Consider the following 18,126-nt stretch of genomic DNA (forward strand, 5'->3'; position numbering starts at 1 on the left):
CTTATTCCGTCTCTGACCCGGGAAGTGCGCCGATACTGTCCAGCCAAAGGACAGAGGACCGCCGCCAGCTTTGGTGTTTTGGCAGCAGGACTTCCCGTTGGTTGATGCTACCCCAGCGGATGCCCCAGGTTTCGGCATCCATGCCCTCGCCGGTGGTGAGCAAGGGCGTGCCGCAATCTGGGCAGAAAAACTGATAGCGCGGCCGACCGTTGTCGCCGTATTTCATATAGGATTTAGGTGGACTTCCCGTTAGATGCAGTTTGTCGCGCGGGGTTGAAACCGTGACCCGGAAGGGTGAACCGGTCAGGCGCTGACAATCGGTGCAATGGCAAATGCCGACATTCTCAGGGTCGATTTCGGCACGATAGGTCACCTTGCCACAATGGCACTGTCCTTCGATCTGCATGTCTTGAGCCTCCCGCGCTGCATTCTGCGGGACTATAATGCATAAGGCTCAGCTTTCGATCCCCATGGCTTTTTCAAATTCCAGCCAGCTGCGGTCCATGGCATAGGCCTTGGTGACATAGGGGATGCCGACATGGCCATAGATCACCGGCCAGAGTTGTTGCTCTGCTGTGTCCTCTTGCACGCCGGCAATCTGTTGCAGGTAGAGCACGGAGGCGAGACCGCTGCGGTCTGCACCGCCCTCGCAATGGATAAGGATGGGCTTTGGCGCGGATTTCAGCAGAGCGACCAGTTGCTCGGCCTTGTCGATGGTCAGGCCCTTGGCAGCCGACATGCGAAAATCGATGTGGTCGATGCCAAGTTCCCGGGCGGTTGCGACTTCCTGCGCATACCAGGGCGAGGGGGATGATCCGCGCAGATTGACGATGGTCCTGATACCGTAGCGCCCGGCATAATCCTTGATATCGGCGGCGGTGGGTTGGGCAGAGCGGTAGAATTCGCCTGGAATGACCTCGTGGAAATTGCCCGACATCCGGAGATAGCCGAGGTAGGCGCCGCAAGACAGCAGACCAGTCAAACAGGCAAGGGTGGTATAGCGGATGGCTTTCGCCAGCAGGATGGACATGGGCTCACACAGGGTCGGATCAAATAACCATCCACCCTGTAAAAGCTGAACCTGACATCGAACTGAAAGACGCGGCCCATCCCCCGCGTCCTATTATCACTATTTCGTCAATACGCAGCGATCAATGATCGGCTTTGATGAAGGTGCCGTTCTTCAATTCGCGCATGGCCTCCATCAGCTCTTCCCGGCTGTTCATGACGATCGGTCCATGCCAGGCGACCGGCTCCTTGATCGGCTTACCGGTCACCAGCAGAAAGCGAATGCCCTTTTCGCCAGCCTGGACGGTGATTTCATCGCCGGTATCGAAAACCACCAGCGTGCGGTTGCCGGAGAGGTCGCGGATATTCAGTTCTTCGCCCTGAAATTCCTTCTCCACCTTGACGCCGAACGGCTTGGAGGCATCGCGGAACGAGCCGGAACCTGCAAAAATATAGGCGAAGGCCGAACGATAGGTATCGACTGGAAAGCGCTTGGTCTTACCTGATGGTACCGAGATATCGAGATAGACTGGCTCTGCGGCAATGCCATCGACCGGGCCGGATTTGCCCCAGAAATCGCCGCTGATGACCCGCACCGCCGTGCCGTCGTCATCGACCACGACAGGAATGTCGGCGGACTTGATGTCCTGATAGCGCGGTGCGGTCATTTTCAGCGAGGAGGGCAGGTTGGCCCAGAGCTGGAATCCGTGCATCTTACCGGAAAAATCGCCTTTCGGCATTTCCTGGTGCATGATGCCGCTACCCGCCGTCATCCACTGAAGATCACCGGCGCCAAGCTGACCCTGATTGCCGAGGCTGTCGCCATGGTCCACCGTTCCGGCCAGAACATAGGTGATGGTTTCAATGCCGCGATGCGGATGCCAGGGAAAGCCGCGGATATAATCCCTCGGATCGTCATTACGGAAATCATCCATCATCAGGAACGGATCAGTCATCGACGTGTCGCCGAAGCCGAAGACGCGGTGCAGCTTGACACCGGCGCCTTCCGTGGTGGGCATGGCGCGGCTTTCATGTTTGACGGGGCGGATGGACATCGGTCGGGCTCCTTTCGAGCGAATATGATTTGTAGCCAATATAAGGCTTTTCAAAAGCAGGCGAAGAGCACTGGACGCAACGCAGTGTTCACAGAAGCGGCTCTTCAAGGAAACCCCTCCGCTCTTCACAAAACACAATGCCGCACTGCGAAATGTGATTACCGCTTTCGTCACGAATCTGACATGAAGAAAGCTGAGCTTTACGCTTCGTTATACACCTTCCTTCAAGATTGGCTCTGCCGGCTCCGCTGAGAACCGGTCTTGCCGGAGCATGAATGCCATGTGTCGTTGGGCAGCCTATCGGGGAGAACCGCTCTTTATCGAGGAGCTGGTATCGTCGCCCGCCCATTCGCTGATCGAGCAATCCGTCTGCGCCACCCGCGCCAAGACATCCACCAACGCGGACGGTTTTGGCCTGGCCTGGTACGGCGACCGACCGGAGCCGGGCCGGTTTCGCGATGTTCTGCCCGCCTGGTCGGACTGTAACCTGAAAAGCATTGCCCGGCAGATCCGCTCCCCGCTCTTTCTGGCGCATGTGCGCGCTGCAACCCATGGCGCGACCCGGCGCGACAATTGCCATCCTTTTGTGTATGGCAACTGGTCTTTCATGCATAACGGCCAGATCGATCATTTCGATCGTATCCGCCGCGCCATGGAAAGCATGTTGGACGATGAATATTTCAACGCCCGCACCGGCTCGACGGATTCCGAACTTCTGTTCTTGCTGGCCATGCAATTCGGCATGAAACATCGGCCGATTGCCGCCATGGCTGAGGCCATCGGTTTTGCCGAAAGACTGAGTGCCGAGATCATTGGCACCACCCGTGTCCGCTTTACCTCCGCCTTTTCCGATGGCCAGGCGCTGTATGCCGTGCGCTATTCCACCGACGCCTTTGCACCGACGCTGTATGCCGGGCCGATGGGGAGCAAGGGCGGGCATTGTCTGGTGTCCGAACCGCTGAACGATGACACGGAAACCTGGGTTGAGATCCCACCGGGCAGCGCCGTGATCCTCAATGATGAGGGTCTGAACGTCATGGGTTTCGAGCCGGAAATCGGCAACGCGCCTGCTCGGGTGACGGAAATGGCTGGCTGATCTGGGTTTGCCCCGGATGCCAATAGGGCTGCGGCATCATGGTGTGCCGACGTGCCGCCTCACTTCCTCAACGAAGGTCTTCAGCGCGCCACGATAGGAATCGCGGCGATAGGCAAGCGAAAGCGGCGCATCGAGGCCGGAGCCGGGCGCAAAACGGCGATAGGCGACGCCGGAGGTTTCCAGTCGCGCCATAGATTGCGGAATGATCGACAGACCAAGACCCGCCGCCACCAGGCTGAGGGTGGAGACCAGTTTCGGCGCTTCCTGTGCGACATGCGGGCTGAAACCGGCAGCCTGGCAGGCCGCGATGATCCGGTCATACAGCCCTTGCGCCAGGGGACGGCGATAGAGCACGAATGTTTCTGCGGCCAGCGCGGCAAGCGCGACGGTATCGCTGTCACGGTTTTGACTGTGCAGGGCTAAAGGATGGGTGTCGGGCAAAGCCAGCACCATGTCCTCGATATCGACGGTCTCGATGCTGAGCGTTGGCCCCGATCCAGGCAAAGCACCGGCGGTGGCGCGGATGAAGGCGGCATCAAGCCGACCGGCGGACAATTCACCCAGAAGTTCCGTGGTAGAGCCTTCATCCAGCCGCAGTTTCAGCGATGGTGAGGAGAGCCGCATGGCCCGCACGATGCTGGGTACCAGCGGATGAAAGACTGCCGAGGTGGTAAAGCCGATGGCAAGCTCGCCGATTTCGCCACGCGCCGCCCGTTGTGCGGCCTCAACGGCCATATCCACATCGGCAAGGATCTGTCGGGCGCGGGCGATAAACGCCAGCCCCGCCTCGGTCAAGGCCATGCCGCGGGGCTGGCGGATAAACAGCGTCACCCCGACCAATGTTTCCAGAGCCTTGATCTGCTGGCTGAGAGGTGGCTGTTGCAGGCCAAGCCGCTCTGCCGCACGGGTCAGATGGCCCTCTTCGGCGACGGTCACGGCATAGCGAAGGTGGCGCAGTTCAATCATGACATATCTTTAACATATGAAGTGTGGGGTATCCATATATTGGACATCAGAATTCGAGCGGCGTATGGAAGAGAAAAGACGAAACGGACGATAGTCATGACGAAGACAGTTCAACCGGAGACAATTCGGCCCGAGACAGGTCAGACCAAGACAGGTAAGGCCGATCCCCCGCAACATCATCCCGGCATCGCCGAGTTGTTTACTGGCTTTCTAGGCCTTGGCCTGATGGGGTTCGGCGGTGTGTTGCCGATGGCGCGGCGGATGATGGTGGAGGATCGGCGCTGGCTCTCACCTGGCGAATTCATGGATCTGCTTGGCCTCTGTCAGTTCCTGCCGGGTGGCAATATCATCAATATGTCGGTGGCGGTTGGGTTGAAGTTTCAGGGTTGGAGGGGTGCGCTGGCCGCCGCTTTCGGCCTGATTGCCGCGCCGACGGCCATCGTCATCTGCCTCGGTTACATTTACGACCGTTACCGCGACAACCCGCAGGTCGAGCATCTGTTTGCGGGTCTGGCGGCGGCGGCGTCGGGCCTGTTGATCTCGCTGGCCTGGAAAGTCCTGCAACCGCTGAAACACAAGCTCTGGGCGCTGGCCATCGTCGCTCTGTGTTTCATCGCCATTGCAGTTTTCCGCCTGCCGCTGTTCGCCACCATGCTGGTTCTGGCGCCGGTCTCCATTGTTCTGAGCTGGAAATTGTCGAAATGATTGCCACCCTGATTTCTCTTGCGCTGATTTTTACGGAACTGTCGCTGATCGCCTTTGGTGGCGGCAATGCCATCCTGCCGGAAATGCAGCGCCGGGTGGTGGAGGTCCAGCATTGGATGAGCGCCAGCGAATTCAGCGCGCTGTTTGCGCTGGCCCAGGCGGCTCCCGGACCGAATATGATGGTGGTGCCGCTGGTCGGCTGGCATGTGGCGGGCTTTGCCGGGGTGGTCGTCACCTCCATCGCCAAATTCGGCCCGTCTTCGCTGATCACTGCTGGAGCCGTGACGCTCTGGGAGCGCTTCAAGGACCGGCCCTGGCGGCGGATCGTCCAAGCCGGGCTTGCACCAATGACGGCTGGCCTCGTCACCTCCAGCGCCGCTGTTATCACCAAGGCCTCGGCAACCAGCCCAATTCTGATCGGCATTGCGGCTGGCTGTGCGGTGCTGACCGCCGTGACCAAGGTTCACCCGCTGATCGCGCTGGGCAGCGGCGCGTTGATCGGCCTGATCTTTATTTAGAGAGATTTGACGCCGAGCATCCCGGCGATGGTTTGGGCAAGCCGTTCGGCAACGGCATCCTTGCCCATATCCGGCCAGTCCTCGGTGCGATCCTTGTAAATCAGGGTTACCCGATTTCGATCGCCGCCCATGATGCCGGTTTGTGGTGAAACGTCGTTGGCGACAATCAGGTCAGCGCCTTTCCGTTCCAGCTTGGTACGGCCATTGTGTGCGACATCGCGGGTTTCCGCCGCAAAGCCAACGACCAGTGCCGGGCGTTTTTCATGATGGCCAACAGTCTTCAGAATGTCCGGATTTTCGGTCAGTGCCAGCATCGGTGCGGCGTCGCCTGGCTGTTTCTTGATCTTGTGCTCTGATGCCGTCTCGACCCGCCAATCGGCCACGGCAGCGACCATCACAGCGATATCGGCGGGCAGGTGGGTGAGCACGGCGTCGCGCATCTCCTCGGCTCGCTCCACATGGATCGTTTTGACGTCTGTGGGGTCCGCAAGGCTGACCGGGCCGGATACCAGCGTCACCTCGGCGCCCAGCCGGGCAAGTGCGCTGGCAATAGCATGGCCCTGCTTGCCGGAGGAGCGGTTGGCGATATAGCGCACGGGATCAATCGGCTCATGGGTTGGGCCGGAGGTGACAATGGCCGTCTTGCCTGCCAACGGCTTGAACGAGGTGTCAAGGCAGGCTTCGACCTTGGCAACGATCTCCAGCGGCTCGGCCATGCGGCCCAGACCGGCTTCCCCACTTTCGGCCATTTCGCCAGCCATCGGCCCGATAAACTGAATGCCATCGGCCTTGAGCTGCGCGACATTGCGCAGGGTGGCGGGATGCGCCCACATTTTCGGGTTCATCGCCGGTGCGACCAGCACGGGCCGGTCGGCGGCAAGCAGCACCGCCGAAGCCAGGTCATCGGCCATGCCATGGGCCATTTTCGCCATCAGATCGGCGGTGACGGGGGCAACGAGGATCAGGTCGCAGTCGCGGGCCAGTCGGATATGGCCGACATCCTGTTCGTCTTCGCGCGAGAACAGATCCGTGTAGACATGGGAGGCCGAAAGCGCGCCGACCGCGAGCGGCGTGATGAATTCCTGAGCGGCCCGCGTCATGATCGGGCGCACCGAGGCACCCCGCTCGCGCAGCCGCCGGATCAGGTCCAGGCTCTTGTAGGCGGCTATGCCGCCGCTGATGATCAGGAGAATACGCTTGTCCGTCAGCGCCATGAAAAGCCTGCCATGAAATTATCGGTGCGAACCGGACACTACTGCATAATTCCTTAAATCGGAATCGATTTAAGGAAAAAATTATGCAGCAGATTTAAAGAGTTACAGCGTCCTTTGTGCATTTTGTAGAATGCACGGCGCTGTAGCGCATAAGCGCCTGAAAGAGGAAACGATAAGATGACGCCTGCTATAGGCTGGCGCGGAAAACGGAATCGATCCGATCCTCTATCGGGCAAGGTCTATCGGCACGCAGGCAATCGTTCCCGCTGCGATCTCTTGGTAGGCGAGACCTTCGCCCAGCGTTGCGGCCATGGATTTGATGATCCGGCTGCCGAGGCCAGTGCCCTTCGGGGCAGCGCCAGGGCTGATGCCGATGCCGTCATCCTCCACCGTCAACAGCGCATGGCCGGGCTGGGCATGGCACAGCCGCACGCGGATTTCGCCGTCCTTGCGGTCGGGATAGGCATATTTGATCGCATTGGTCACCAATTCGGTGACGATCATGCCGATGGAGACGGCGCGGTCAGCGGTCAGTGAAATCGGCTCGGCATCGACTGTCAGGGTGATCGGCTTGTCGGGATTGGCAAGCGAACCGCCGATTTCCCGCACCAGATTGGCGATATAAATGTCCATATCGACCCGGCTGACATCGTCTGATGTGTAGAGGCTGCGATGCATGCCGGCAATGGCGGTAATGCGGGCCTGGGTTTCGGTCAGCTCGGCCTTGACCTCATCGCTGCGGGCATTGGCGATCTGAAGCCGCAGTAGGCTTGCCACCAATGCCAGACTGTTGGCAACGCGGTGGTTGACCTCGCTGAGCAGTGCTTCCGCCCTTTCCTTGGCAAGGCGGATTTCCTCGTCCGCCTTGACCTTGGCTTCGCGCAGCCGGGCATTTTCGACCGATTGGCGGATGGCGCTTTCCAGCAGCGACAGGAAATCCTCGCTGGTCGTCTTGATGACGTAATCGGAGGCGCCTGCCTTGATCGCTTCGATGGCGATACGGGCTTCGTTGGAACCGGTCACATAGACAACCGGCGTCATGATATGCCGTCCACGCAAATGCGCCAGCACATCGTGACCGGTCATATTGCTGAGATAATGATCGAGAACAATAACGTCGAAGTTTTCAGACGCCAGAAAGCCAAGCGCCCGCTCCAGATCCTCGGCATGGGTGACAGCATGTCCGTTGCGCCCAAGCGCTTTCTGCACCAGCCGCACGATGGCCGGGTCGTCATCGAGATAAAGAATTCGGACATTCATGGGGCGGTCGGCTCGTTACGGGATCTGCATCACGGAAAAAAACAGACCGAGCTGACGAATGGCATTGGCGAAATTGTCATAATCCACCGGCTTGGTGATGTAGACATTGGCACCAAGATCGTAGCAGCGCTGTATTTCCCGTTGATCGTCCGTTGTGGTGAGGATGACGACCGGCAGCCGACGTGTGTGCTGATTGGTCTTAACTTGTTCGAGTATATCGGTGCCCGACATATCCGGCAAGTTAAGATCGAGTAAAATTAGCAGATATCGATCTGCGGAGGTTTCGCCGGAACGATCCGTGCCCAGGATATAATCCAGCGCGTCGGTGCCGTTGGTAAACGGCACGATCTCATTGTTGACGCCGGCCCGACGGACATTTTTTTCGATCAGGCGCGCATGGCCTTCGTCGTCTTCGACCATGACGATGGTCACTTCCTTGGCCACTGCTTTCATGCTCAGGTCCCTACCAGTTTCGAAAGGTCGCGCGGCAAGCGCAAAATAAATGTCGAGCCGACGCCGATCTTGGAGCGTACGGTAATTTCACCTCCCAGGTTGCGCGTCAATGAGCGCACATGGGCAAGGCCGATGCCTTCTCCCACCTGGTTCTGCTGTCCCGAACGGCGGAAAAGCTCGAAAATCCGTTCATGATCCTGTTCAGCGATGCCGCGGCCATTATCCTCTATTTCCAGGCGAATGAAGTGCCGTCCATCCGAGACCGCCCGTATAGAAAGGACGACCGGGCGATCGGGTGACTTATATTTGATAGCGTTGTCAAAAAGGTTACCGAGAATTTGCTCCAGGGACAACCTGTCGGAGATGATGCTGGCAACTTCGGTTGAAATTTCTGTATGTCCGCCGCTTTCGCCGATCTGGTGGTGAACGCTGGCAGCCGTCGTCTCGATCAGCGGTTTGAGATCCAGTGGTTCCGGCTTGAGTTGGCGGCGTCCATCGCGCGAGATTTTCAGGATGGCGTTGATCAGCCCGTCCATCTTGCGGGTCGATGAGCGGATGAAGGAAATCGCTTCCGGCAGGTCTTCGGAGGCGGCAAGCCGCGCATCCTCGATCTGCTGCGTCGTCAGGGGCTGCCCATCCGCCAGAACATAGGCCTTCAATGTCTGGAGCGCGCTGTCCAGTTCGGCGGTAAATCCCATGATATTGACGAGGGGGGCGCGCAGGTCGTGGGTGATGATATAGGCGAAGCGCTGGATTTCCTGATTGGCTTGCATCAGGTCTTCGGTTCTCTCCTGCACGCGCTCTTCTAGCCCCGCATTCAGAACCTCCACCTCCTGGCGGGCCTTCAACAGATCGCGCACATGCTGGATGATAATCAGGATTGCGCCGCCGATCACGATCACGATGGCGACGGCCCCACCAATGGTAAAGACCTGCAACCAGCCGATCGCCAGGAGCTGACTGGCAATTCCTTGGTCGATCCTGTTGTCGGATTCGTCGCGGACCTCGTCAAGCACGGTGCGGATCTGGTCCATCAACTGCTTGCCGTAACCGGCCCGGACAAGTTCGTAGGCCTGGCGGATGTCGCCGCTGCGGGTCAACTCGACGGTCCTGGCCAATTCTTCAAGCTTGGCCTTTACCAATTCGCGCAGCTTCTCGACATCCGGGGCGTGCTCAGGGCGCGGCTCCAGCAGATGGACGAGACTGTCCATTTCCGTGGTCACTTCGCCGATGGCCTGGCTGTATGGGGTCAGGAAAGCGATATCGCGGGTAATCAGATAGCCTCTCTGCCCTGTTTCCGCATCGGTCAGCGTCTGCATCAGGTCAGCGCTGGCGCGCCGAATGACCCGCTCCTCGACAACAGTTCCGAAGGTGACGCGAGTCTTGCCGGTCAGCCACAGGGTCGAGCCGATCAAGCTGACCAGGAGAAGGCAGCCCAGGCCAAGCACAAACAGACTGGAGCGGATGAAACCTGCGTTTGTTGCCGACATGCAATCCTACCCGCCATGACCCAGTTGAAACGCGATGAACAGCAGGCAGAGCGCAATCACCCAAAGCGCCAGCCGGCCTGAGCGGCTATGCCGCGCCTGCGCCTTGCCTATGGCATCGGTCGTGCTCTCGTCAAACCGCAGTCCATGCTCGCTCATCTGCATCAATTCACTATGGAATCTCTCGGTTTTGGCAGCAATTTCCGGCAGGGCTTCCGCCACCCGCACTGCGGCACGAATGCCGTCCTTCATGTCGGTGACGATGCGCTTTGGACCGAGGTTGGCTTTGATCCAGTCCGCAACGACGGGCTCCGATGCCTTCCACATGTTGAACCGTGGATTGAGCATCCGTGAGACACCTTCGACCACGACCATGGTTTTTTGCAGCATCACCAGTTCCGGCCGGGTCTGCATGTCGAACAGTTCGGTGACTTCAAACAGCAGCGTCAGCAACCGCGCCATGGAAATGGTTTCAGCGGGCTGGCCGTGAATGGGCTCGCCGATGGCGCGGATCGCCTGGGCAAAGCTGGCCATATTGTGATGGGATGGCACATAGCCGGCCTCGAAATGCACTTCCGCCACCCGCATGTAATCGCGGGTGATGAAGCCATAGAGAATTTCCGCCAGAAACCGCCGCTCTTTCTTGCCGAGCCGCCCGCAAATGCCCATGTCCACGGCAACGATCATGCCTGCGGGATCGACGAACAGATTGCCCGGATGCATGTCGGCATGGAAGAAGCCGTCGCGCAGCGTATGGCGCAGAAAGGACTGGATCAGCGTATCGGCTAGCGCATCGAGGTCGTGGCCAGCGGCTTTCAGCGCCTCGACATCGGACATCTTGACGCCGTCAATCCATTCCATGGTGATGACGTCGCGGCCCGTGCGTTCCCAATCGACCTGCGGCACCCTGAAGCCGGGATCACTGGCGGTGTTTTCGCCCAGTTCCGACAGAGCGGCAGCCTCGAGCCGCAGGTCCATTTCCACTTTCGTGGTCTGCTCGAGGGTTTTCGTCACCTCGACGGGGCGCAATCTGCGGGTCTGCGGCAGCAGCATTTCCTGCAAATGCGACACGAGATACATGACTTCGAGATCGGCGGCGAAACGGCGGCGGACGCCGGGACGGATCACCTTGACGGCAACCTGTTTCAGGCCGACAGGCGTTTCCACCATGCAGGGATGCACCTGGGCGATAGAGGCCGCGGCAATCGGCTCGCTGAAACGGGCATAAAGCTCCTCGACCGGACGCCCGAGCGACAATTCAATCGATGCCTTGGCTTCCCCCGTCGGAAAGAAGGCCATGCGGTCCTGCAATCCGGTCAGGTCATAAGCAAGTTCGGCGCCGACCACATCAGGCCGGGTCGCCAGGAACTGACCGATTTTGGCATAGGACGGCCCCAGCCGCTCGACGGCTTGCGACAGGCGGTCGGATCGCAACGTGCCTCGGGCGCGCTTGCGCTCGAAGACAGCGGCGACTTTCTTTGCAAAGCCGACGCTCGGCGGCAGTCCCTCGGATGGCAGCGCCGAGACGACACCTTCGCGAACGAGAATCCAGCCGACACGGGCCAACCTGAAATAAGCGCTGACTGTGCTCATCAATCGATCTTCAATCCGGCGGTCTTTCGGTCATGCATCGGTCAGATCTTCCAGCCGGAATGAAGGGCGGCAATGCCGCCGGTATAGTTGGTGAAGGACACCTTGGAAAAGCCTGCCTTGGTGATCATCGCGGCAAAGTCCTGCTGATTGGGGAATTTGCGGATCGACTCGACCAGATATTGATAGGGCTCGGCCTCGCCGGTGATCATCTTGCCGAACCGTGGGATCGCCTTGAACGACCATTGATCGTAAAAACGGTCGAGCAGCGGCATCTGCACCTCGGAAAATTCCAGCACCAGAAGCCGCCCGCCGCGCTTCAGCACGCGGTAGGCCTCGCTCAGCGCCACATCGATGCGGGGCACGTTGCGAATACCGAAGGCGATCGTATAGGCGTCGAATTGATTGGCCTCGAAGGGCAGGGCCTCGGCATTGGCCTCGACGAAGGTGAGATTGTCGGAGAGGCCTTTTTTCTGGGCCCGCTCCTGTCCGACACCCAGCATGGAGCCATTGATGTCGAGCACGGTGGCATGGGCAAGCCTGCGCGAGGCCTCGACGATGCGAAAGGCGATATCGCCCGTGCCGCCTGCCACGTCTAGTACCTTGTAGTTGGCATCCTTGCGCGGGTTGAGAGCGGCAATCAGCGCATCCTTCCAAACCCGGTGCATGCCGGCCGACATCACGTCGTTCATGATGTCGTAGCGCTTGGCAACCTTGTGGAACACGTCGTTGACGAGACCTTGCTTTTCGCCTTCCGCCACATCGCGGAAGCCGTAGGAGGTTTCCATGCCGCCATCGGCGGAGGTGCGGCTTGCGACCATCGGCTCAACTCCATTCTCTCTAAAACTATATCAGCGACCTTGGCGAAGCCCGGTCCCTTGCACTATGTCTGCGGCACGATTGCAATTGCCCGTCGGGATATTGGCAGGGCAATGCCATGGCAGGCTGTCTCGTCCTTAAACCATGATGCGTGCCACTGGAATAGAAACATGGAGCCTTCATGCCGGAATTACCAGAGGTGGAAACCGTAAAACGGGGACTGGCGCCATCCATGGAGGGGCGGCGGCTGACCCGCCTTGAACTTCGGAGGCCGGATCTGCGCTTCCCTTTGCCAGCTGATTTTGCGGCGAGGACGCAAGGCCGGCTGATCATCTCCCTGTCGCGGCGAGCGAAATACCTGCTGATCGATCTTGATGACGGTGTGTCGATTATCTCCCATCTCGGCATGTCCGGCTCCTACCGGATCGAAGCTGAAAATGAGACTGGCCTGCCCGGCCAGTTCCATATGGCGCGCTCCCGCGATGAAAAGCATGACCACGTGATCTTCCATCTGAGCGGACCGGAGGGCCGTCCTCTGAGGGTGATTTATAATGATCCGCGCCGCTTCGGCTTCATGGATATGGTTGAGCGCCTTGACATGGATCGTCATGCCGCCTTTGCCGGGCTGGGACCGGAGCCGGTCGGCAATGCCCTCGATGCCGAGTATCTGGCCTTCCGGTTCAAGGGCAAGGCGCAGCCTTTGAAAACCGCCCTTCTCGATCAGAAGGTGATTGCCGGTCTTGGCAATATCTATGTCTGCGAAGCCTTATGGCGGGCGCATCTGTCGCCGGAAATACCGGCTCGCGCGCTGGTAAACGGGGAGGGAAAGCCTACGGCGGCGCTGGAAGACCTGACGCAGGCTATTCGCACGGTCATTGCCGAGGCGATCGAGGCTGGCGGTTCCTCGCTGCGCGATCATATCCAGGCGGATGGCTCGCTCGGCTATTTCCAGCACAGTTTCAATGTCTATGATCGCGAAGGCGAAGCCTGCCGCACGCCCGGCTGCGCAGGGACGGTTGAGCGCATGACCCAGGCGGGGCGATCGACTTTCCATTGCCCACAGTGCCAGAGATGAAGCGCCTTCATGCCTTGGTCCAAAATGGTGTGACGCTTCGAACGGGCGCCTGCCGGCACAAAGGTTGAGAAAGCGCGTTGACGACGCCGTTCTTTCCCGCTATATGCCCGGCCACAGTTAGGAAAGCTTATCGCTTTCCACGATTGCTCCCGAATTGCTGGTATTGCAGGTCGCAACGACTTGGCGGCGAAGGTGGAGTTTTGGTTCGTATTCGAGAGAGGCATCCATGGCCAATACTACATCGGCGAAGAAGGCGACCCGCAAGATCGCTCGCCGCACCGCAATCAACAAGAGCCGCCGTACGCGCGTTCGCAACTTTGTCCGCAAGGTTGAAGAAGCCATCGCTTCTGGCGATCAGGCACTGGCCGCAGCTGCATTGAAGGCTGCCCAGCCTGAACTGCACCGCGCTGCTTCCAAGGGCGTTGTTCACGCCAACACCGCGTCGCGCAAGATTTCGCGTCTTGCCAGCCGCGTTAAGGCGCTCGCCGCCTAATTTTCGTCGAAAATTAACATTTTGATCAGCCTGGCTTTTTAGCCGGGCTTTTCGTGTTTTGATATTTTTCTCACTTCATCACTATTGCACGTTACGGTTTCATGTCACTCCAGTGACACGATATTCCTTTTTAGATCAATGACTTGCCGGAGGTTCTCCGTCTTGGATGATCTTTCCTTTACGGCAGGACTGTGCGATTTTGAGTCAAGTGATTTTTTTATTTTCAGGCAATATCAGGGCTTGCAATGATGGAGCCCACCAAACTCCTTGATTCAAAAGCGATTCTTTTTTGGCTTTTGTGCTGCGAGAAACTTCCGGGACGGAGTCAATGGCGTGCTGTTAATTTTAGGTAAAATTCATTGTTGATCTCGGCATTCGATCCTGCCTAAATGCATTTCAAGAGAGGTGCGGATCTTGGCTCCTGTCGGAAAGACACAAGCTGCAAAAGCTGGTTTTTCTGAAAATCCTCTCGGGGCGGAACGGCTCAGTTTCGTTTCATCATACATTGGTTCTCATACGGAACTCGTTTCCATTTCAGGAAACGGGAGTTGGAGTTTGTGTGTCCGGCTTAAGTTGGAAGCATCCTATTTAAATTTCGGAATAAGAGAGGGAAAGACTGGCCCGACATAAACGAGGATGAAGGGCCTTGAACGAAATACCTGTGTCATAACGGCATATGCTCATTCCCTGCTGCATTAAATTAGGCAATGCGGATTGAGGAGCTCCATTTGGCAGATATGATGATCAGCATGGTTTGCGTTCTTTAAGACGCAGGCTGCTGTGAGAATGCATGATGGTGAATGCCTGACGAGACCGGTGTCCTTACGAGGGGACGTCGGTGTTGGAAGTCTCAGGCAGTCAAATGCAAGAACTTGAAGCGTCGGCCAGCAATGGCAACTGGCCGGCACATGTGGACAATTGGAAGGCGGCGAGATGCAGATGAAGATGGTAACGGCAAGTGCGGCAGCCAGTGGGGACGAGGCGCGCACGATCGATCAGGCCGTTAGCCCTGACGCGACAGGCGGCCCAAATGCGGTGGTAGACGATACGGTGGCAGGCGATGAAGTTCGATACGATGCGCTATTCGAGCGGTTCAGTGCCCGGCTGAGGGCCCAGGTCGGCCCGGATGTGTTTGCCAGCTGGTTTGGTCGGCTGAAACTGCATTCTTCCTCGAAGAGCGTTATTCGGCTCAGCGTACCGACGACCTTTCTGAAGTCCTGGATCAACAATCGTTACCTCGATCTGATTACCTCGATTTTCCAGGCGGAAGATGCCAGCATCCTGAAGATCGAAATCCTGGTGCGCAGCGCCAGCCGCAATAGCCGGACACCGGTTGTCGAAGAGCGGACCGTCGAGCCTTCCCTGTCGTCCTCCCAGAAGCGTCAGGTGCCACAGAGCATTGGCCAGATGGCTCCTGCTATCGCCAATGCCGCAGCGCCGCAGCGCGCTCCCGTACAGGGACCGTTGTTCGGTTCGCCGCTCGACAGCCGCTACACGTTTGACGGTTTTGTTGAAGGCGCCTCCAACCGGGTTGCCGTTGCCGCCGCCAAGACCATTGCCGAAGCCGGTGCAGGCGCCGTGCGCTTCAATCCGTTGTTCATCCATTCGTCGGTCGGTCTGGGCAAGACGCATTTGCTCCAGGCGATCGCCAATGCCGCCATCCATAGCCCTCGGGCGCCGCGCGTCGTCTATCTGACGGCGGAATATTTCATGTGGCGCTTTGCCACGGCCATCCGCGACAACGATGCCCTGACCCTGAAGGACTCGCTGCGCAATATCGACCTGCTGATCATCGACGACATGCAGTTCCTGCAGGGCAAGACCATTCAGCACGAATTCTGCCATTTGCTGAACATGCTGCTCGACAGCGCCAAGCAGGTTGTCGTGGCCGCCGACCGGGCTCCGTGGGAGCTGGAATCGCTTGATCAGCGCGTTCGCTCGCGTCTGCAAGGTGGCGTTGCCATCGAGATGGAAGCACCTGATTACGACATGCGCCTGGACATGCTGAAGACAAGATTGGCACTGGCCAAGAAAGAAGATCCGAGCCTGGAAATTCCAGCCGAGATCATCGCCCATGTCGCCCGCAATGTCGCCAGCTCCGGCCGCGATCTGGAAGGCGCGTTCAACCAGCTGCTGTTCCGCCGCTCGTTCGAAGCCAATATGACCATCGAGCGCGTCGATGAGCTGCTGGCCCATCTGGTCGGTGCTGCCGAGCAGAAGCGGGTGCGTATCGAAGACATTCAGCGCGTTGTTGCCCGCCATTACAATGTCTCGCGCCAGGAACTGGTGTCCAACCGCCGCACCCGGGTCATCGTCAAGCCGCGCCAGATCGCCATGTATCTGTCCAAGACCCTGACGCCCCGGTCGTTCCCGGAAATCGGCCGTCGTTTCGGTGGCCGCGATCACACCACGGTGCTGCATGCCGTGCGCAAGATCGAGGAACTGATTTCCGGCGACCAGAAATTGTCGCAGGAGATCGAGCTGCTGCGCCGCCTTATCAACGAGTAATCGGACCGTCGCCTCTCCTTGTTCGGCCCGCCACAGTTTTGTAGATCGCAGCGCCATTTGTCATCACCGACGAATGGCGCTGTTTTCGTGTTCTTGACAGAGCGGACGCGGTTGGAAATCCGCAAGAAACGGGTGGCGGCTCTGTTCCAAACGAGCAATAACCATTTCCGATAAAGAGACATGGTGAGAGGCCGGTTATGCAAAAACAGATGGGTGCCCAGGAATGGGCGATGCTGCTGGTGCTTTCGGTGCTATGGGGTGGCTCCTTTCTGTTCATCGGCATTCTGGTGAAGGTCTGGCCGCCGCTGACCATCGTCACCGCCCGTGTGGCGCTTGCCGCCGCAGCGCTGTGGATTATTGTTCGTCTGTCGGGCCAGCCGGTGCCGCGCAGCGGTAAGGTCTGGCTTGCCTTCCTTGGCATGGGCCTTCTCAACAATGTTATTCCCTTCACCCTGATCGTCTGGGGCCAGACTCATATTCCGGTCGGGCTGGCGGCAATTTTCAACGCGACGACGCCGCTGTTCGGCGTGATCATCGCGCATTTTCTAACCGCCGATGAAAAGCTCACGGCCAACCGGCTGGCCGGTGTGCTCATCGGGGTTGCCGGTGTGGCGGTTATGATCGGTCCTGCCGTGCTTGGACATCTCGGCGCCGATCTCTGGGGCGAATTGGCCGTGATGCTGGCGGCACTTTCCTATGCCTTTGCTGGTCTGTTCGGGCGGCGCTTCAAGGCGATGGGACTAGCCCCTCTTTTGCCCGCCGCTGGGCAGGTGACGGCGGCTATGGTTGTCCTTCTGCCGATCACGCTGATGGTCGATGCCCCCTGGACCTTGCCCGTTCCCGGTCTCGACAGCATTGCGGCTCTACTGGGGCTGGCATTGCTATCCACCGCTGTCGGTTATGTGCTGTTTTTCCGGATATTGTCGACAGCCGGTGCGACCAACCTGATGCTGGTCACCATCCTCATTCCCCCCAGCGCCATCCTGCTGGGCGCGTTGGTGCTGGGAGATCAGGTCGCCCCACGCCATCTGGCCGGCATGGTCTTCATCGCGCTCGGCCTTGCCGCCATCGATGGCAGGCTATGGCGTCGGCTTCGCCGGCGGGCGGTCGCCTGACCGCTGGGCCCTGCCTCGCCTCAGACGCTGGCGATCGCAATGATTTCCGGGCTGGTCGGCTCAAAGCTGCGGCCATCCCACCAGCCGAGCATCTCGATGGTCTTGAACCCGGCGGCCTTGAAGAGCTGTTCGATCTTGCTGCTGCTGGGGAAGCGCAGGCAACTGCGACTGATCCGCTGTTCACCTGTCTCCAGCAGCGTGAAGGTCGCGTCAAAGGTAACATGCTCCCCTTCGATCCTGTCGACCTGATAGAAAACCTCGACCGGGCCGATACCAGGCACCTGCGCTGTGTTGTGGGTTTTGGCTTTGGTCCATCCTTCCCAGGCGCGCAGCAGCGGATTGCGGCTCTCGATGATCATCTGTCCACCTGGCGCGAGATGGCGAAGGGCATTGGTGAGCGCCAGGAGGGTTTCTTGATCATCGAGAAAGACCTGAAAGACATGGCCGGTCATGATGATCAGGTCGAATTGCTCTCGATCGAGATCGAGATCGAAGACATTGGCGGCAATCCAGCGCACCAACCCTTCCTTGTCTTTGGCTTTTGCGAGAGCCAACATGCCTGGTGCGGGATCGATTCCTGTCACCTGATGGCCACGTTTTGCCAGCCGGAGCGTCACCGAGCCTGTGCCGCAGCCGATATCGAGAATTCGGCAGGGCGTTTAGGATAGGCAGCGTAGAAATCCCCGTCTTCGCCATGACTGTTGAAGCTGTCATAGAAAACGGCCATGTCATGCAGCGCAAAGGCATCATCTACGGGCATTGAC

At 58.8% G+C, this 18,126-nt stretch carries 20 protein-coding genes; 7 read left to right on the top strand and 13 right to left on the bottom strand.

What is annotated here, in order from left to right:
* Position 1: 1 nt before the first annotated feature.
* From ASB66_RS06430 to ASB66_RS06440, 3 genes are all read right to left on the bottom strand, one after another.
* Positions 2-406 (bottom strand): GFA family protein, encoded by a 405-nt coding sequence (locus ASB66_RS06430; protein WP_060719660.1) that lies wholly within the window; start codon positions 404-406, stop codon positions 2-4.
* A 48-nt stretch (positions 407-454) separates the two neighbouring features.
* Complete coding sequence (locus ASB66_RS06435) at positions 455-1,030, bottom strand: tyrosine-protein phosphatase (protein ID WP_060719659.1); 576 nt, start codon at positions 1,028-1,030, stop codon at positions 455-457.
* Between the two features lie 121 nt (positions 1,031-1,151).
* A complete protein-coding gene (locus ASB66_RS06440) occupies positions 1,152-2,063 on the bottom strand; it encodes a pirin family protein (RefSeq protein ID WP_060719658.1) in 912 nt (303 codons plus the stop codon).
* A gap of 280 nt (positions 2,064-2,343) precedes the next feature.
* Here ASB66_RS06440 and ASB66_RS06445 point away from each other — a divergent pair, with 280 nt between their 5' ends.
* Entirely contained in the window at positions 2,344-3,159 is an 816-nt protein-coding gene (locus ASB66_RS06445; RefSeq protein ID WP_060719766.1) for a class II glutamine amidotransferase, read from the top strand.
* A 36-nt stretch (positions 3,160-3,195) separates the two neighbouring features.
* On the opposite strand, the gene ASB66_RS06450 is transcribed toward ASB66_RS06445, so the two are convergent.
* Positions 3,196-4,125, bottom strand: coding sequence for a LysR family transcriptional regulator (locus ASB66_RS06450; protein WP_060719657.1), 930 nt, complete (start codon positions 4,123-4,125; stop codon positions 3,196-3,198).
* 96 nt (positions 4,126-4,221) lie between these two features.
* On the opposite strand from ASB66_RS06450, the gene ASB66_RS06455 reads away from it, so the two are divergent.
* Positions 4,222-4,830 carry a chromate transporter gene (locus tag ASB66_RS06455; protein WP_156545109.1) on the top strand — a complete coding sequence of 203 codons (609 nt, stop codon included), beginning with the start codon at positions 4,222-4,224 and terminating at the stop codon, positions 4,828-4,830.
* Positions 4,827-5,348, top strand: a complete 522-nt coding sequence (locus ASB66_RS06460; protein ID WP_060719656.1) for a chromate transporter — start codon at positions 4,827-4,829, stop codon at positions 5,346-5,348. Before ASB66_RS06455 ends, ASB66_RS06460 begins: the two co-directional genes overlap by 4 nt.
* Here the strand turns inward: ASB66_RS06460 and coaBC are convergent.
* The 6 genes from coaBC to ubiE all read right to left on the bottom strand — a co-directional run bounded on the left by coaBC (position 5,345) and on the right by ubiE (position 12,173).
* Complete coding sequence (gene coaBC, locus ASB66_RS06465) at positions 5,345-6,562, bottom strand: bifunctional phosphopantothenoylcysteine decarboxylase/phosphopantothenate--cysteine ligase CoaBC (RefSeq protein ID WP_114386323.1); 1,218 nt, start codon at positions 6,560-6,562, stop codon at positions 5,345-5,347. The genes ASB66_RS06460 and coaBC overlap by 4 nt on opposite strands.
* A gap of 225 nt (positions 6,563-6,787) precedes the next feature.
* A complete protein-coding gene (locus ASB66_RS06470; protein ID WP_114386325.1) occupies positions 6,788-7,822 on the bottom strand; it encodes a sensor histidine kinase in 1,035 nt (344 codons plus the stop codon).
* Positions 7,823-7,837: 15 nt separating this feature from the next.
* Entirely contained in the window at positions 7,838-8,275 is a 438-nt protein-coding gene (locus ASB66_RS06475; protein ID WP_012654793.1) for a response regulator, read from the bottom strand.
* Positions 8,276-8,277: 2 nt separating this feature from the next.
* Positions 8,278-9,765, bottom strand: a complete 1,488-nt coding sequence (locus ASB66_RS06480; RefSeq protein ID WP_081089160.1) for a sensor histidine kinase — start codon at positions 9,763-9,765, stop codon at positions 8,278-8,280.
* A 6-nt stretch (positions 9,766-9,771) separates the two neighbouring features.
* The gene (gene ubiB / locus ASB66_RS06485) at positions 9,772-11,355 is read right to left on the bottom strand and encodes a 2-polyprenylphenol 6-hydroxylase (protein WP_060719653.1); all 1,584 of its coding nucleotides are present in this window, start codon (positions 11,353-11,355) and stop codon (positions 9,772-9,774) included.
* A 41-nt stretch (positions 11,356-11,396) separates the two neighbouring features.
* On the bottom strand, positions 11,397-12,173 hold the full coding sequence (gene ubiE / locus ASB66_RS06490; RefSeq protein WP_060719652.1) for a bifunctional demethylmenaquinone methyltransferase/2-methoxy-6-polyprenyl-1,4-benzoquinol methylase UbiE: 777 nt from the start codon (positions 12,171-12,173) through the stop codon (positions 11,397-11,399).
* 179 nt (positions 12,174-12,352) lie between these two features.
* Here ubiE and mutM point away from each other — a divergent pair, with 179 nt between their 5' ends.
* Together mutM and rpsT are read left to right on the top strand one after the other, a co-directional pair.
* Entirely contained in the window at positions 12,353-13,246 is an 894-nt protein-coding gene (gene mutM, locus ASB66_RS06495; protein ID WP_060719651.1) for a bifunctional DNA-formamidopyrimidine glycosylase/DNA-(apurinic or apyrimidinic site) lyase, read from the top strand.
* 226 nt (positions 13,247-13,472) lie between these two features.
* A complete protein-coding gene (gene rpsT, locus ASB66_RS06500) occupies positions 13,473-13,739 on the top strand; it encodes a 30S ribosomal protein S20 (protein ID WP_012654798.1) in 267 nt (88 codons plus the stop codon).
* A 356-nt stretch (positions 13,740-14,095) separates the two neighbouring features.
* Here rpsT and ASB66_RS26175 read toward each other — a convergent pair whose 3' ends face one another.
* The gene (locus ASB66_RS26175) at positions 14,096-14,245 is read right to left on the bottom strand and encodes a hypothetical protein (RefSeq protein WP_156629352.1); all 150 of its coding nucleotides are present in this window, start codon (positions 14,243-14,245) and stop codon (positions 14,096-14,098) included.
* Positions 14,246-14,672: 427 nt separating this feature from the next.
* Between ASB66_RS26175 and dnaA the strand changes: the two genes are divergently transcribed.
* Complete coding sequence (gene dnaA, locus ASB66_RS06505; RefSeq protein WP_060719650.1) at positions 14,673-16,247, top strand: chromosomal replication initiator protein DnaA; 1,575 nt, start codon at positions 14,673-14,675, stop codon at positions 16,245-16,247.
* Between the two features lie 197 nt (positions 16,248-16,444).
* Positions 16,445-17,362 carry a DMT family transporter gene (locus ASB66_RS06510; RefSeq protein ID WP_234613390.1) on the top strand — a complete coding sequence of 306 codons (918 nt, stop codon included), beginning with the start codon at positions 16,445-16,447 and terminating at the stop codon, positions 17,360-17,362.
* 20 nt (positions 17,363-17,382) lie between these two features.
* Here the strand turns inward: ASB66_RS06510 and ASB66_RS06515 are convergent, their stop codons facing one another.
* Positions 17,383-17,979: a class I SAM-dependent methyltransferase gene (locus tag ASB66_RS06515; protein WP_060719649.1), complete on the bottom strand. Its 597-nt coding sequence runs from the start codon at positions 17,977-17,979 to the stop codon at positions 17,383-17,385.
* Positions 17,976-18,122: a hypothetical protein gene (locus ASB66_RS26660; RefSeq protein WP_234613388.1), complete on the bottom strand. Its 147-nt coding sequence runs from the start codon at positions 18,120-18,122 to the stop codon at positions 17,976-17,978. Before ASB66_RS26660 ends, ASB66_RS06515 begins: the two co-directional genes overlap by 4 nt.
* Positions 18,123-18,126 lie beyond the last annotated feature (4 nt).

It is taken from the genome of Gillisella vitis, from assembly GCF_001541345.2.
GTDB lineage: Bacteria > Pseudomonadota > Alphaproteobacteria > Rhizobiales > Rhizobiaceae > Allorhizobium > Allorhizobium vitis.